Origin of the sequence: Mitsuaria sp. PDC51 (genome assembly GCF_900113225.1) — a bacterium.
Classification (GTDB): domain Bacteria; phylum Pseudomonadota; class Gammaproteobacteria; order Burkholderiales; family Burkholderiaceae_C; genus Roseateles.
Map to the genome: position 1 here is coordinate 1,918,921 of NZ_FOZE01000001.1, position 15,697 is coordinate 1,934,617.

A 15,697-nucleotide genomic window follows, 5' to 3' on the forward strand; every position below is an offset into this window, starting at 1 on the left:
GGCCGGCGCCGATCCGCCATGCCCAGCGCCACCCGCCAGGACCCACTGTCCCGCTACCGCCAGAAGCGGGACTTCCGCATCACGCCCGAGCCGGACGACGCACCGGACGAGGCGCCGGCCGCGCCGGCGCGTGCCGCCCGCGGCCGGCGAAGCGGCACCGCCCCGCGCCGCGCGACGCGACCACAGGCGCTGTCCTTCGTCATCCAGAAGCACTGGGCCAGTCACCTGCATTACGACTTCCGGTTGGAACTCGACGGCGTGCTGCTGAGCTGGGCCGTGCCCAAGGGACCGTCCTACGACCCCAAGGAGCGCCGCATGGCGATCCATGTCGAGGACCATCCGCTGTCCTACGGCGGCTTCGAGGGCACCATCCCGCCGCGGCAGTACGGCGCCGGCGAGGTCATCGTCTGGGACAACGGCACCTGGGAGCCCGAGGGCGATCCGGCGCAGGGCCTGCGCGAAGGCAAGCTGGTCTTCCGCCTGCATGGACAGAAGCTGGCGGGGCTGTGGCAGCTGGTGCGGACCTCCCGCGATGCCGCCAAGCGCGAGCAATGGCTGCTGATCAAGAAGCACGACGGCCGCGAGCGCGCGCATGCGGACTACGACGTCACCCTCGCGCTGCCCGACAGCGTGATCCAGCATCCGCTGGGGCTGATCGAGGAGCGCGAGGCCGGTGAAGAGGACGCGGCCGCCGTCACCCCGGACCTGAGCCGCGCGCGCAAGGCGCGGTTGCCGGCCGAGTTGCCGCCGCAGCTCGCGACGCTGGTGAGCGCCACGCCGCCCGGCGAATGGATCGCCGAGGCCAAGTTCGACGGTTACCGCCTGATGGCGCGGGTCGACAAGGGCAAGGTGCGCCTGATCACCCGCGGCGGCAACGACTGGACCGATCGCCTGGGCACGCTGGCCGAGGCCGTCGCCGGCCTGGGGCTGGACAACGGCTGGCTCGACGGCGAGATCGTCGTGCTGCGCGACGACGGCGCCCCCGACTTCAACCTGCTGCAGAACGCGATCGGCCATCCGAAGCGCCGCGCGCAGGCGGACCTCGTCTACTTCCTCTTCGACGTGCCCTTCCTCAACGGCCACGACCTGCGCGAGGTGCCGCTGCGGGACCGCCGCGCGGTGCTGCGCGCGCTGATGGCCGAGCAGGAGGACGGGCCGTTGCGCTTCAGCGAGGACTTCGCGGTGCCGCCCGAGGAGATGCTGGCCGCGGCCTGCCAGATGCGGCTCGAGGGGCTGATCCTGAAGCGCCCCGACAGCAGTTACGTGTCCGCGCGCAGCGACGCCTGGATCAAGCTGAAGTGCCAGCAGCGGCAGGAGTTCGTCGTCGTCGGCTTCACCGACCGGTCCGACGGCGCGAAGGCGCTCGGCAGCCTGCTGCTGGGCTACTACGAGGGCCGCGCGCTGCGGTATGCGGGGCGCGTGGGCACGGGCTGGTCGCTCAAGCTCGCCGGCGAGCTGCACGGGCAGTTGGCGGCGCTCGAGGTCAAGCAGCCGCATTTCGACGAGGCCACGATCGCCCGCAGCCATTGGGCCAAGCTCAGCGGCCGCAGCGGCGGCGTGGCCCGGTGGGTGAAACCGACGGTGGTGGTCGAGGTCGCCTTCGCCGAGTGGACGCCGGACGGGCATGTCCGTCACGCCTCGTTCCAGGGCGTGCGCGTGGACAAGGCGCCGCGCGACGTGGGTCGCGAATCGGCGAAGCCCGCCGACGAGGTCAAGCCCGCGCCGGCGGCCAAGGGCGCGAAGGCGGGCAAGTCGGACGCGGCGAGCGCGGCCGGGAAGGCACCGAAGGCCGCGAAGGCGGAGAGCGCGGACAAGGCGGAGAAGCCGAGCCGATCGGCGCAGGCCGCCAAGCGCGCTTCCCCAACAGCGAAGGACCAGCGGTCGGCCGCCGCCGCGCCATCGGGCCAGCTGCGCATCACGCATCCGGACCGGGTGATCGATCCCTCCACCGGCCACACGAAGATCGAACTGGTCCGCTACTACGAGAGCGTCATCGAATGGATGCAGCCGCATCTGGGCCGCCGGCCGGTGGCGATCGTGCGGGCGCCGGACGGCATCGAGGGCCAGCTGTTCTTCCAGAAGCATGTCGAGGGCGACGAGCTCATCGTGATCCCCGACGCCGCGGCGCTGATGCAGATGACGCAGATGAACGCGATCGAGTTCCACACCTGGAACGCGCAGGACGACCGGCTCGACCGCGCGGACCGGCTCATCGTCGACCTCGATCCCGGCGAGGGCGTGGCCTTCGGCGCGGTGGTGGAGGCGGCGCGCATCACCCGCGCGCTGCTCAAGGAACTGGGCCTGCTGAGCTGGCTCAAGACCAGCGGCGGCAAGGGGCTGCACGTGGTGGTGCCGCTCGACCGGCGCCACGACCACGCCACGGTGAAGGCCTTCAGCCAGGCCGTCGTGCGTCACCTGGCCGAGACCTTCCCGAAGAAGTTCTCGGCCAAGAGCGGCCCGCGCAACCGCATCGGCAAGATCTTTCCCGACTACCTGCGCAACGGGGAAGGGCAGACCACCGCCTGCGCCTTCTCGGCCCGCGCGCGGCCCGGCCTGGGCGTGTCGATGCCGATCGACTGGGACGAGCTGGGCGAGCTCAAGCGCGCCGACCACTGGACCATCGCCAATGCGCGCGACCGGCTCAGCTTCCAGAAGCAGGATCCCTGGCAGGACTACTGGGGCGCGCGGCAGACGCTGACACGCGGCCTCAAGCTGCTGGGACTGCCCTGAGCGCCTTGGCGTCCATCAGCGGCAGGCGCAGCTCGAAGCGGGCGCCGGTGCCGCTGCCTTCGCTGTGCACGCCGACCTGGCCGCCATGCATGCCGATCAGCTGCTTGACCAGCGACAGGCCGATGCCCAGCCCGCCCTGCGAGCGATCGAGGGTGCGGTCGCCCTGGACGAACAGGTCGAACATGGTGAGCTGCAGGCTGGGCGGGATGCCGATGCCGTCGTCGCTGACGGTGATCAGCGCCTGGCCCGGGGCGCCGTCGCGGCCGCGCTCCTCGCGCAGCGAGAGCTCGATGCGGCCCAGCGGGTCGGTGTACTTGGCCGCGTTGGTCAGCAGGTTCGCCACGCACTGGATCAAGCGGGCCTGGTCGCCCCAGACCCGCAGCGGCGGGCCGCCGAGCGTCACCGAGAACCGGTGCTGGCGCTCCCGCATCAGCGGCTCCACCGTCTCCACCGCCTGGGCGATGACCTCCGGCAGCAGCACCGGCCCAAGCTGCAGTTCCACCCGGCCCTGGGTGATGCGCGACACGTCCAGCAGGTCGTCGACCAGCCGGGTCAGCGTTTCGACCTGCCGCCGGATGATGTCGACCATCTTGCGCGAGCGTTCGTCCGGCAGGCCCAGCCGGCTCAGCACGTCGCCGGCGCTGCGGATCGGCGCGATCGGGTTGCGCAGCTCATGGGCCAGCATCGCCAGGAACTGGTCCTTCTGGCGGTCCGCCGCCTCCAGCCGCCGCCGCGCCCTCAGGTGGGCGGAGATCTCGCGGTAGTAGCAGACGACGCCCGGCGCGCCGCTGGCCAGCGGGATGCGGCTGATCTGCCACTCGTAGGCCTCGGTCACGCCCAGGTCGCTGCGCTCCTGCACGAACTCCGGCGTGTGGTAGGGCTCGCCGGTCTCCAGGGTGCGCTGGAACAGCGCCAGGATCTGGTCGGCCAGCGGGTGGCCCCACTGGCGCTCGACCTGCGCATCGAAGCGCGAGCCGATCAGGTCCGGCGGATCGCCGAAGGTGGCGCGCGCGGTCGGATTGGCCTCGCGGATGCGCAGCGCGGTGCCGTCGTGCTCGACCAGGAAGACGCCCATCGGCGCGGCGTTGAGCAGGGTCTCGAACTGCGCCGTCCGCAGCCGGAAGGCCGCTTCCGCCGCCTGCCGCATCCGGCGCAGTTCCAGCAGCGCGCCCAGCCGCGCGAGCAACTCGCGGGCCGAGAAGGGTTTGATCATGTAGTCGTCGGCGCCGGCATCCAGGCCCTCGATGCGGGCGTCCTCGCCGGCCCGGGCCGACAGCAGCACCACCGGCACGCCGCCCAGCCGCGCGTCGCCGCGCAGCGCGGCCAGCAGCGCCAGGCCGTCGAGCTTCGGCATCATGACGTCGCTGAGGACCAGGTCCGGCGACTCGCGTCGCGCCGCCTCCAGCGCCTCCAGGCCGTCGGCCGCCAGTTCCACCGCGTAGCAGGGCGACAGCAGGTCGCGCAGGTAGGCCCGCATGTCGGCGTTGTCGTCGGCCACGATCACCCGCGCGCCGAAGGTCGCCGCGAAACGTGGGTCGGCCGAGGCCCAACCGCCCGCCTGGACGCGGCCCGGTTCGCCTTCGCCCACCGGCTCGGGCGCCGGGAGCCAGCGCAACGCCTCTTCCACGAAAGCGCGAGCGCCAGTCGTGGTGGCCGCGCCCGTGGTAATGGCGGTGGCAGCAGCGGCTGCAGTGGTGGCGGCATTGGCGGTGGCATTGGCGCCGGTCGTGGTGGCCGCCGCGGCGACGGGGAGCGGCGCCGATCCGCCCGCCCGCGCCGGCGATGCGGGCTGCCGGCCCAGCGGCAGCAGCACGCGGAACAGCGAGCCTTCGCCCTGCACGCTGGAGGCCTCGATCCGTCCGCCGTGCAGCTTGACCAGCTCCTGCACCAGCGCCAGGCCGATGCCGGAGCCCTCGTGGGTGCGGCCCTCGGCGCCGGCGACGCGATGGAAGCGCTCGAAGACCCGCGGCAATTCCTCCGCGGGAATGCCGGCGCCGGTGTCCGCGACCTCCAGCACCGCGAGCCGCGGGTCATGGCCCTGGCCGCGCAGGCGCACCGTGACCTGCCCGCGCAGGGTGAACTTGAAGGCGTTGGACAGCAGGTTCAGGACGATCTTTTCCCACATCTCGCGGTCGACCCAGGCCGCCTGGTCCAGCGGCGCGCAGTCGACCTCGAAGTCCAGGCCGGCGCGTTCCATGGCGGAGCGGAAGGTGCTCGCCAGGTCGCGCGTCAGCGCCGCCAGGTCGGTGGCCTCGAAGCGCGCCAGCGCGCGGCCGGCCTCGATCCGGGAGAAGTCCAGCAGCGTGTTCACCAGGCGTTGCAGGCGCGACGCGTTGCGCAGCACCAGGGCCAGGCGCTCGCGCTGCGGTCCGCTCAGGTCGGGCGCGGTCACCAGGTCCTCGAGCGGGCCCAGCATCAGCGTCAGCGGCGTGCGGAACTCGTGGCTGATGTTGGAGAAGAAGGCCGTCTTGGCGCGGTCCAGCTGAGCGAGCTCCTCGGCGCGGCGCCGCTCGGCCTCGTAGGCCGAGGCGTCGGCCAGCGCCGCGGCGAGCTGGCCCGCGACCAGGTTGAGGAAGCTGCGGTAGGCCTCGTCGAGCGGCCGGCGCGGGCTCACGCCGGCCAGCAGGAAACCGGCCGGCTCGCGGCCGGCGCTCTTGAGCGGCAGCAGGACCGCGCGCTCGAGCGGCTCCGGCCACTCCGGCAGCCGCAGCGACACGCCCAGGGCCGCCATCGACGGCAGGTCCTGCGCCGGCGCGCCGTCCACCAGCGCGCGCAGCGGCCAGCCGTCGGGCGGATCGACCAGGTCGAGCCGCTCGGGCAAGTCCTCGGCGGCGCCGCGATGCGACGCCTCGCCGGCCGCGTCGTGGGCGAGCGGTCCGGTGCAGCCGGCGCGACGCGCCCACTGTCCGCCGGGCTCGGTCAGGTACAGCGCGGTGAAGGGCAGGTCCAGCGGGTAGTCGGACAGGACCTCGCAGGTGCGCCGCGCGACGTCGTCCTGCTGCTCCACGCCGACGGTGCGCGTGGCCAGGTCCTTCAGCACCCGCAATCGGCGCTCGCCGATCACGCGGTCGGTGACCTCGGTGACCACGCACCACATGCCGTTGACGCGCAGTTCGTCGTCGTGGACCGGGCTGTAGGAGAAGGTGTGATAGGTCTCCTCCGGGAAGCCGCTGCGCTCCAGGAACAGCAGCAGGCCTTCGTCCCAGGTCGCCTCGCCGGTGCTCAGCACATGACGGATGCGGCTGTAGGCGGCGTCCCAGACCTCGGCCCAGACCCGCTCGGAGCGCGCGCCCAGCGCCCACTCGCGCTTCAGGCCCAGCGTCGGCAGGTAGGCGTCGTTGCAGAAGAAGGTCATCTCCGGGCCCCACGCCAGCCACATCGCGTAGCGGGAGTCCAGCATCATCCGCAGCACCGTCTTGAGCGCGCGCGGCCAGCCGTCCGGCGGACCGAGCGGCGTGCGGGTCCAGTCCAGGGCCCGCATGCGCGCGCCCATCTCGCCGCCCCCGTCCAGGAAGTGCTCGCGGCGCGGCGCGGCCGGTGCACCGGGCTGCGGCGGGGAGGAGGGCACCAGTGCGGCCGCGTCGTTGCGGCCCTCGGGGGGCATACCGGCGGGACCGGCGGGCAGAACAGGCATCGGCAGGAATTCCCTTGTCGGGACAGGGGCAGTCGAGTCTAGGCGTCGCCTAGCAAGCGGCGCACCCGCATCGGCCCTGCCTGGACGGCGGGGAGCGCCACGGCGATGGGGGACGCGAACCGGCGGTGCTGGGAGCGGCGCTTGCCACTGCCATCCATCCGCATCCGCATCCGCATCCGATCCGCACCCGCACCCTGCGCTGGAGAGCCCCGCCCGATGGCCGATTCGATGGACCTGATCCTGTGGCGCCACGCCGAGGCCGCCGACGCCGCGCCCGGTATGGACGACCTGTCGCGGGTGCTGACCGGCCGCGGCGAACGCCAGGCCCGCGAGATGGCGCACTGGCTGGACCGGCACCTGCCGCGCGACACCCGTGTGCTGGTCAGCCCGGCGGTGCGCACGCGCCAGACGGTCCAGGACCTGCGCCGCAAGGTCGTGTCCAGCGACGCGCTCGCGCCCAAACGGGACGTGCGGGCGCTGCTCGAGGCCGCCGGCTGGGCCGAGGCGACGGCCCCGGTGATGGTCGTGGGTCACCAGCCGACGCTGGGACTGGCGCTCGCCCACCTGGTCGGCGGCGTGCCGCTGGACCGGCTCGCGGACACGACGCCCTGGCGGCTGCGCAAGGGCGGCGTCTGGTGGCTGCGCTGCGAGCGCGACGCCCGCGACCGGCCTGGCGTGCTGGTGGTGGCGGTGCGTTCGCCGGACCTGCCGTGATGCGCCGCAGGCCCTCGTCGCCGCGCCTTCGCGCCGGGGCGCCGGGGCAGGGGCGCCCGCTACACTGGCGGCTTGCCCACTGCGAAAGCTGCCTTGAGTTCCAGCCTGTTCCTCATCTTCCTGCTGATCGCCGCCAGCGCGTTCTTCTCGATGGCGGAGTTGTCGCTGGCCGCGTCGCGGCGGCTCAAGCTCAGGCAGATGGCGGACGAGGGCGACCCGCGGGCCGCGCAGGTGCTGAAGGTGCAGGAGCAACCCGGCCACTACTTCACCGTGGTGCAGATCGGCGTCAACACGCTGGCCATCCTGGCCGGCGTGGTCGGCGAGGGCGCGCTGACACCCCACTTCGAATCGCTGCTGCGGCCGCTGATCGACGTCGACACCGCGCAGCGCGTGGCCTTCGCGCTGTCCTTCGGCTGCGTCACGACGCTGTTCGTCGTGCTGGCGGACCTGCTGCCCAAGCGGCTCTCGATGAACGAACCCGAGCGCGTCGCGCTGGCCTTGATCCGGCCGATGCTGTTCCTGACCGTGCTGCTGCGGCCGGTCGCCTGGGCGCTGGGCTTGGTCACGGACGGCCTGCTGCGGCTGCTCGGCCGGCCGATGACGCCGGACAACACCATCACCCATGACGACATCCTCGCCATGGCCGCCGCGGGCCAGCAGGCCGGCGTCGTCGCGGCCGCGGAGCAGCAGGTGATCGAGAACGTGCTCGAGCTCGAGACCCGCACCGTGGAGTCGTCGATGACCTCGCGGGAGCGCGTCGTCTACTTCTCGCTCGACGACGACGAGGCGCTTGTGCGCACGCGGATCGCGGACTCGCCGCACTCGACCTACCTGGTCTGCGATGGCGAGATCGACCAGGTGGTCGGCTACGTCGACGCGACCGACCTGTTCCAGCGCGTGCTGCGCGGTGAGGTGATCTCGCTGCGCGCCGAGCCGGCGCTGGTCAAGAAGGTGCTGATCGTGCCGGACCGGCTGACGCTGGCCGAGGTGCTGACGCAGTTCCGCCAGGCGCATGAGGACTTCGCGGTCATCGTCAACGAGTACTCGCTGGTGGTGGGCGTGATCACGCTGAACGACGTGATGAGCACGGTGATGGGCTCGCTGGTCTCCACCGACGAGGAGGAGCAGCAGATCATCCGCCGCGACGACGGCAGCTTCCTGGCCGACGGCATCACGCCGATCCCGGACGTGCAGCGCGCGCTGGGCGTCGACGACTTCCCGCACCCGGGCCAGTACGACACGCTGGCCGGTTTCCTGATGGTGATGCTGCGGCGCATCCCCAAGCGGACCGACGTCGTGGAATGGCACGGCTGGCGCTTCGAGGTCGTCGACGTCGACAGCCACCGCGTCGACCAGGTCATGATCGCCCGCGCCGCACCGCCGGCGACCGACACGGGCGCCTGACCCCCGGCCGCCGGCCCTCCGGCAGCGTGTCCAGGGACGGCCTGACCAACGGCCGCGCGGCCTGCCTGCGCCACAATGCGCGGATGACTGCCCAGCCCGCTTCCACTGCCTCCGCGGCTTCGCTTCCCCTCGACCAGGCCGCCGTCCGCGCCGCCGAACTCCGTGACCAGCTGCACCATCACGCCCACCTGTACTACGTGCTGGACGCGCCGGCGCTGCCCGATGCCGAGTACGACCGGCTGTTCCAGGAACTGCAGGCGATCGAGGCCGCGCATCCGTCGCTGCTGACGCCCGATTCGCCGACGCAGCGGGTCGGCGGCGCAGTGCTGGAGGGCTTCGAGCCGGTGCGGCACGTGGTGCCGATGCTGTCCATCCGCACCGAGACCGACACCGAGGCCAGCGGCGCCGAGAACTTCGACGCGCGCGTGCGTCGGGAACTGGACCTGGGCGAGCAGGCTGCGCCCGTCGAGTACGCGGCCGAGCTCAAGTTCGACGGCCTGGCGATCAGCCTGCGCTACGAGCGCGGCGTGCTGGTGCAGGCCGCCACGCGCGGCAATGGCGAGACGGGCGAGGACGTGACGCAGAACGTGCGCACGATCCAGCAGATCCCGCTGCGACTGCGGGGCGACGGCGCCAAGGCCGAGGTGCTGGAGGTGCGCGGCGAGGCCTACATGCGCCGCGACGATTTCGAAAAGCTCAACGAGCGGCAGCGCGCCAACAACGAGAAGACCTTCGTGAATCCGCGCAACACGGCCGCGGGGGCGATCCGCCAGCTCGATCCGGCGCTGGTGCGGCAGCGGCCGCTGAGCTTCTTCGCCTATGGCATCGGCGAGACGCGCGGCTGGGACATCCCCGCCACGCACAGCGCGATGCTGGACGCGCTGCAGTCCTACGGGCTGCCGGTCAACGCCGACCGCGCGGTGGTGCGCGGCGCCGAAGGGCTGGTGAAGTTCCACCGCGAGATCGGCGAGAAGCGCGACGCGCTGCCCTTCGACATCGACGGCGTCGTCTACAAGGTCAACAGCCGCGAGCTGCAGCGGCGGCTCGGTTTCGTGTCGCGCGAGCCGCGCTGGGCGGTCGCGCACAAGTACCCGGCGCAGGAGCAGGTCACCAGGCTGGACCGCATCGAGATCCAGGTCGGGCGCACCGGCAAGCTGACGCCGGTGGCCAAGCTGGAGCCGGTCTTCGTCGGCGGCACGACGGTCAGCAACGCGACGCTGCACAACCTCTTCGAGATGCGTCGCAAGGGCATCCGCGTCGGCGACCAGGTGATCATCCGGCGCGCCGGCGATGTCATCCCGGAGGTCGTCGGCAAGGTCGACGCCAGGCGCGCGCACTACGTGCCCAACTTCCGCATGCCCAGGCACTGCCCGATCTGCGGCAGCGACGTGGTGCGCGAGAAGGGCGGCATCGACCACCGCTGCAGCGGCGGCATCTTCTGCCCGGCGCAGCGCAAGCAGGCGATGCTGCACTTCGCCGGCCGCCGCGCGATGGACATCGAGGGCCTGGGCGACAAGCTGGTCGACCAGCTCGTCGACGGCGGCCTCGTGACGAGCCTGCCGGGGCTCTACAAGCTCGGCGTGGCCAAGCTCACGGCGCTGGAGCGCATGGGCGATCGCAGTGCGCTGAACCTGATCGACGCGCTCGAGAAGAGCAAGCACACGACGCTGGCGCGCTTCCTCTTCGCGCTGGGCATCCGCCAGGTGGGCGAGACCACGGCCAAGGACCTGGCGAAGCACTTCGGCAACATGGATGCGCTGATGAACGCGACGGAGGAGCAGCTGCTCGCGGTGAAGGACGTCGGGCCGATCGTCGCCAGGAGCATCGCGGCCTTCTTCGCCGAGGCGCACAACCGGGAGGTCGTCGCGCAGCTGATCGCCGCGGGTGTCAGCTTCCCCGAGAGCGATGGCGCCGCCGCCGCGCCGGCGGGACCGCAGCCGCTGGCGGGCAAGACGCTGGTGCTGACGGGGACGCTGCCGACGCTGTCGCGCGACGAGGCCAAGGAGCTGATCGAGGCCGCGGGGGGCAAGGTCAGCGGGTCGGTGTCGAAGAAGACCAGCTACGTGATCGCGGGCGAGGAGGCGGGGTCCAAGCTCGACAAGGCGCGCGAGCTCGGCGTGACCATCCTCGACGAGGCAGGGCTGCAGGCGCTGCTGGCCGGGGAGGGGTGAGGGCCATCAGCCTGCCGCAGTCCGGCGCCGGATCGTCATCGCCATGCCCGCCGCCAGAAGGCAGGCGGCGCCCGCCACGTAGAGCGCGGGCGCATAGCTCAGCAGCAGGCTGCGGCTGAGTCCCGCGCCGTACGCGGCCACCGCGGCGCCGATCTGGTGGCCGGCGAAGATCCACCCGAACACCATGCCGACCTTCGCCGCGCCGAAGCGCTCGGCGGTCAGGCGCACCGTCGGCGGCACGGTGGCGATCCAGTCCAGCCCGTAGAACACCGCGAACAGCGACAACCCGTACAGCGTGAACTCCGCGCTCGGCAGCCACAGCAGCGACAGCCCGCGCAGCGCGTAATACCAGCACAGCAGCTTGCGGGCGTCGTAGCGGTCGCTCAGCCAGCCCGAGGCGATGGTGCCGAGGAAGTCGAACACGCCCATCATCGCGAGCACCGATGCCGCCGGCACCGCCGCCAGGCCGTAGTCGCCGCACAGCGAGATGAAATGCGTCTGCACCAGGCCGTTGGTCGACAGCCCGCAGATGAAGAAGGTGCCGAAGAGCAGCCAGAAGGTCGGCTGCGTCGACGCCTCGCGCAGCGCGACGAACGGCGTGCGCCAGGTCACCGCGGCCGCGGCGGTGGCGGCCGGTGCCGGCGTCGACGAGGCCGGCTCGGCGCCATAGGGCGCCAGGCCCAGGTCCGACGGCCGGTCACGCATGAACAGCAGCACCAGCGCCATCACGCCCAGGCACAGCACGGCCAGCGGCAGCAGCGGCGCGCGCCAGCCCCAGCGCTCGATCATCCAGGCGGCGACCGGCAGGCAGATCAGCTGGCCGGTCGCCGCGCTCGCGGTCAGGATCCCCATGACCAGCCCCCGGCGGGACGCGAACCAGCGATTGGAGACGACCGCGCCCAGCACCAGCGCGGTCATCCCGCTGCCCAGTCCCAGCACCACGCCCCACAGCACGACCAGATGCCAGAGCTGCGTGACCAGCCCGGCCATCAGCATCCCGCCGCCGACCAGCGCCAGCGCCACGCTGACCACGGCCCGCACGCCGAAGCGCTCCATCAGCACCGCCGCGAACGGCCCCATCAGGCCGAACAGCGCGAAGCGCAGCGCCAGGGCCGACGAGATCTGGCTGGTGGACCAGCCGAATTCCTGCGCCAGCGGCTGCAGCATCGCGCCGGGCAGGCCCAGCGCGGCCGACATGAACAGCATCGTCAGGAAGGTCAGCCCGGCGATCACCCAGCTGAAATGGAGACCGCGATGGGTCAGGCGGTGGGACAGGGCGGCGGCGGGCATGCGGTTCCTTCGGGTGCCGGCGTCCGCGCCGGGCCGCCATGCGGCGCCGTCGGGACGGTTTTTGATGATGGCCGGCATGGTATCGGCCTTCCCGAAGTCGAGCGCAGATTTAATGATGCCCCTACTTAAAATCGAGGATTCCGGCGTGCCGTCGCCGCGCTGGCCGAGCGCGCTTCCTACAATGCCGAGCATCATGAAAGTCACCAAAGAGCAATCGGCCGCCAACCGCCAGGCGCTGGTCGACGCGGCGTCCAAGCTATATCGCGAGCGCGGCATCGCCGGCGTCGGCCTGGCGGAGATCTCGCGCGAGGCCGGCTTCACCCACGGCGGCTTCTACGGGCGCTTTGCGTCGAAGGAAGAGCTCGCGGCCGAGGCCTGCGACCAGGCCTTTGAGGCCTCGCTGTCCCGGCTGGCGACGCAGCTCGAGAAGCACGATGGCGACCTGGGGCCGCTCCTGAAGCGCTACTTCAGCGCCGCGCACCGCGATACGCCGGGCGGCGGCTGCCCGATGGCGGCGCTGGGCGTGGACGCGGCGCGCGAGGGCGGCCTGCTGCGCGAGTCCATGAGCGCCGGCATCGGCGCTTATGTCCACGAACTGGCGACCCACCGGCCCGATGGCACGGTGGTCGAGACGCCGACCGCCGAGGATGAGGCCCGCGCGATCGGGCTGCTGGCCACCATGGTCGGCGGACTGGTGCTGGCGCGGGCCTGCGCGGGCGCGGCGCCGGGGCTGTCGGAGCGGATCCTCAGGACGTCGCTGGCGGCGTCGTCGAAGGCAGCCTGAGCACGCCCACCGCCAGCGCGGTGCCCAGCAGCACCACCAGGCAACCGGCGGCCATGCTGGCGCTCAGGGTCTCGCCCAGGAAGATCCAGCCCCACAGCAGGCCGAAGACCGGGATCAGGAACGTCACCGAGATCGTGTTGGTCGGCCCCACCCGCTTCATCAGGCGGAAGAACAGGATGTAGGCGACGCCGGTGCACAGCAGCGCCAGCAGCGCGACCGCGCCCCAGGCGTGCGCGCTGGGCATCGCCGCCGGTCGCATCGACCAGGCCGGCGCGGCCAGCAGCAGGGCGGCGGCGAACTGGCTGCCGGTGGCCACGGCCAGCGGGCTGGCGCCGGTGAGGTAGCGCTTGGTGGCGCTGGCGGCGACGCCGTAGCTCAGCGCGGCGATCAGGCAGGCGACGATCGCGAAGCCGCTGCCGCCCGGCTTGAACGAGGCCTTGTCCCAGGCCAGCAGGACCACGCCGGCGAAGCCCAGCGCCAGGCCCAGCATCCGCGAGCCGTCCAGGCGCTGCCCGAACCAGGCCCAGGCCACCAGCGCGCCCCACATCGGCGTGGTGGCGTTGAGGATGCTCGACAGGCCGGCGTTGATCGACAGCGCGGCATAGCTGAACAGCGCGAACGGGAAGGCACTGTTGAGCACGCCCACCAGCAGCAGGCCCTTCCAGTGGGTACGCAGGTCGCCGAGGCCCTCGCGCAGGCCCAGCAGCGGCAGCAGGAACAGCGACGCGCCGGCGACGCGCACCGCCGCGGTGGCCACGGCGCCGAACTCCGGCGCGGCCAGCCGCATGAACAGGAAGGACGCGCCCCAGATGGCGGCCAGGACGAGCAGTTCGATCAGATCGCTTCGCTTCACGCGGATACCCCTGGTGTGTTGTTGTCGTGGCGCCGTGCCGGCGGGCCGGACGGCGAGGGGCGAAGCGTAGCCGGAAGACCGCCCTCGATTGTCAGTAGGGCCTCCTTGCGATGCAGCCCGCCCGCGTAGCCGGTCAGGCTGCCGTCGGCGCCCAGCACGCGGTGGCACGGGATCAGCACCGACACCGGATTGCGCCCGACCGCCGCCGCGACCGCGCGCACCGCCTCCGGCCGGCCCAGGCGCGCGGCCAGCTCGCCATAGGTCACGGTGAGGCCCGACGGGATGTCCAGCAGCGCGCGCCAGACGGCTTGCTGGAACGCGGTGCCGGCCGGTGCCATCGGCGGCAGCGATGGTGGCGTCGAGGCCGCGTCGCGACCGGCGAAGTAGGCCGTCATCGCGGCCACGGTCTCGCGCAGCAGCGGATCGGCGTCGTCGCGCGGCGCGTCGATCGTGCCGGGGTGGTACTTCTGATCCTCGAACCAGAGGCCCGACAGCCCCTGGGCGTTGCGTGCGATCAGCAGGCGGCCCAGCGGGGTGTCGGCCTCGGTCCAGGCGGTGTGCGTGACGGTGGACGTCTTCATGGCGTGGTTCCTTTGCGGGGTTTGAGCGCGGCTTCCCGCCACAGTTGCAACACGGCGTAGCTGCGGTAAGGGGCGAAATGCTCGGCGGCGGCGACCAGTTCGCGCGGTCGCAACGGCTGCCCGGCGCGTTGCTCCAGGCATTGCTTGAGCACCACGTCGCCCGGCAGAAAGGCATCCGGCCAGCTCCAGCCTCGCATCAGCATGTAGTGCGCGGTCCAGGGGCCCAGGCCGGGCAGGGCGGCCAGCTCGGCGATGGCGTCCTCCACCGTGCCGCGGCCCTGCGCGAAGGCCAGCGTCGGCCAGTGACGCGCCAGGTCGATCAGCGCCTGCGCGCGCCGTCCGGGCATGCCCAGGGTGGCGATCTCGTCCACCGTCGCGGCGGCCAGCGTGGCGGGCGTCGGGAAGGCATGCGTCACGCCGGGCGGCGCATCGGCGGCCTCGGGCAGGGGCTCGCCGAAACGCGCGATCAGGCGGGTCGCCAGGGTGCGCGCCGCGGCGACCGTCACCTGCTGGCCCAGCACCGCGCGGATCGCCAGCTCGAAGCGGTCCAGCGAGCCCGGCAGCCGCAGGCCTTCGGCGGCCGGGCCCAGGGTCTCGCCGAGCGCCGCGGCGATCGCCTGCGGGTCGGCGTCCAGGTCCAGCCAGCGGCGCAGCCGCGGCATCAGCGTCGCGATCGCCGGCCACAGCGAGGGGCTCAGCGACACCCGCACCTGCGGGCGCTCGGCGCCGTCCGGGCTCAGGCGCAGCGCCACCCAGCCCAGCAGGTCGGGCTGGCCCGCCCGCGTCAGCCGCACGCTGCGCGCCAGCGACAAGCCGGCCACGTCGACCTGCTCCACGCCAGGCACCGCGCGGGCGGCCAGGAAGCGCAGCAGCTCGGTGCCGAGCAGCGGCGGCCGTAGGTCCAGGCGCAGCTCGGTGGTCTCCGCCGGGCGCTCGGGCCGGGCGCCCTCGGCCTCGGCGCCGCCCTTGCGCAGCGCGGTCGGGCTCAGGCGGTAATGCTCCTGGAAGGCGGCGTTGAAGCGGCGCAGGCTCGAGAAACCGGCCGCCAGGGCGACTTCGGCGATCGGCAGCCGGGTGTCGGTCAGCAGCTGCTTGGCCAGCAGCAGTCGGCGTGTCTGCAGGTACTGCAGCGGCGCCACGCCGTGCACGGCGGTGAAGACGCGCCGCACATGCCGTTCGCTGACGCCCAGGCGGGCGGCCAGCGCGGGCAGCGAGGCCTCTTCCGGCGCGCATTCGTCGAGCCAGCGCGCCGCTTCCCGGGCCAGCACCTCGGCGGCGTCCATCGTGCTCCAGGGGCGTGCGGCGGGCGCCAGTTCGGGGCGGCACTTTAGGCAGGGGCGAAAGCGCGCGGCCTCGGCCAGCGTGGCGCTCGGGAAGAAGCGGCAGTTTTCCCGGCGCGGCGTGCGCACGCGGCAGATCGGCCGGCAGTACACGCCGGTGGAGGTCACGCCGACGAACCACTGGCCGTCGAAGCGCGCATCCCGCGCCAGCAGCGCGGGGTAGCAGTGGTCGGGGTCGAGGAGGAAGTCCATGGCC

10 protein-coding genes are annotated in these 15,697 nt (G+C 72.5%); 5 read left to right on the forward strand and 5 right to left on the reverse strand.

All coding sequences use genetic code 11. The annotated features are described in order from the left end of the window. Nucleotides 1-18 precede the first annotated feature (18 nt). On the forward strand, nt 19-2,730 hold the full coding sequence (gene ligD / locus BM393_RS08435; protein WP_091724343.1) for a DNA ligase D: 2,712 nt from the start codon (nt 19-21) through the stop codon (nt 2,728-2,730). Here the strand turns inward: ligD and BM393_RS08440 are convergent. After that, the gene (locus BM393_RS08440) at nt 2,708-6,364 is read right to left on the reverse strand and encodes an ATP-binding protein (RefSeq protein WP_141225260.1); all 3,657 of its coding nucleotides are present in this window, start codon (nt 6,362-6,364) and stop codon (nt 2,708-2,710) included. The two genes, ligD and BM393_RS08440, sit on opposite strands and share 23 nt — an antisense overlap. 216 nt (nt 6,365-6,580) lie before the next feature. Here BM393_RS08440 and BM393_RS08445 point away from each other — a divergent pair, with 216 nt between their 5' ends. From BM393_RS08445 to ligA, 3 genes are all read left to right on the forward strand, one after another. Then, a complete protein-coding gene (locus BM393_RS08445) occupies nt 6,581-7,078 on the forward strand; it encodes a histidine phosphatase family protein (RefSeq protein ID WP_254783283.1) in 498 nt (165 codons plus the stop codon). A gap of 93 nt (nt 7,079-7,171) precedes the next feature. Continuing rightward, entirely contained in the window at nt 7,172-8,482 is a 1,311-nt protein-coding gene (locus tag BM393_RS08450) for a hemolysin family protein (protein ID WP_255489488.1), read from the forward strand. 83 nt (nt 8,483-8,565) lie between these two features. Continuing rightward, a complete protein-coding gene (ligA, locus tag BM393_RS08455) occupies nt 8,566-10,653 on the forward strand; it encodes an NAD-dependent DNA ligase LigA (protein ID WP_091724346.1) in 2,088 nt (695 codons plus the stop codon). A gap of 6 nt (nt 10,654-10,659) precedes the next feature. Here the strand turns inward: ligA and BM393_RS08460 are convergent, their stop codons facing one another. Next, nucleotides 10,660-11,943 carry an MFS transporter gene (locus BM393_RS08460; RefSeq protein ID WP_091724347.1) on the reverse strand — a complete coding sequence of 428 codons (1,284 nt, stop codon included), beginning with the start codon at nt 11,941-11,943 and terminating at the stop codon, nt 10,660-10,662. 193 nt (nt 11,944-12,136) lie between these two features. Between BM393_RS08460 and BM393_RS08465 the strand changes: the two genes are divergently transcribed. Next, the gene (locus BM393_RS08465) at nt 12,137-12,727 is read left to right on the forward strand and encodes a TetR/AcrR family transcriptional regulator (RefSeq protein WP_091724348.1); all 591 of its coding nucleotides are present in this window, start codon (nt 12,137-12,139) and stop codon (nt 12,725-12,727) included. On the opposite strand, the gene BM393_RS08470 is transcribed toward BM393_RS08465, so the two are convergent. The 3 genes from BM393_RS08470 to BM393_RS08480 are packed head-to-tail and all read right to left on the reverse strand — an operon-like array spanning nt 12,690 to nt 15,693. Beyond that, a complete protein-coding gene (locus BM393_RS08470) occupies nt 12,690-13,580 on the reverse strand; it encodes a DMT family transporter (RefSeq protein ID WP_091724349.1) in 891 nt (296 codons plus the stop codon). The genes BM393_RS08465 and BM393_RS08470 overlap by 38 nt on opposite strands. After that, on the reverse strand, nt 13,577-14,161 hold the full coding sequence (locus tag BM393_RS08475) for a methylated-DNA--[protein]-cysteine S-methyltransferase (RefSeq protein ID WP_091724350.1): 585 nt from the start codon (nt 14,159-14,161) through the stop codon (nt 13,577-13,579). The genes BM393_RS08470 and BM393_RS08475 overlap by 4 nt, the downstream gene beginning before the upstream one ends. Then, nucleotides 14,158-15,693 (reverse strand): DNA-3-methyladenine glycosylase 2 family protein, encoded by a 1,536-nt coding sequence (locus BM393_RS08480; protein WP_091724351.1) that lies wholly within the window; start codon nt 15,691-15,693, stop codon nt 14,158-14,160. Before BM393_RS08480 ends, BM393_RS08475 begins: the two co-directional genes overlap by 4 nt. Nucleotides 15,694-15,697 lie beyond the last annotated feature (4 nt).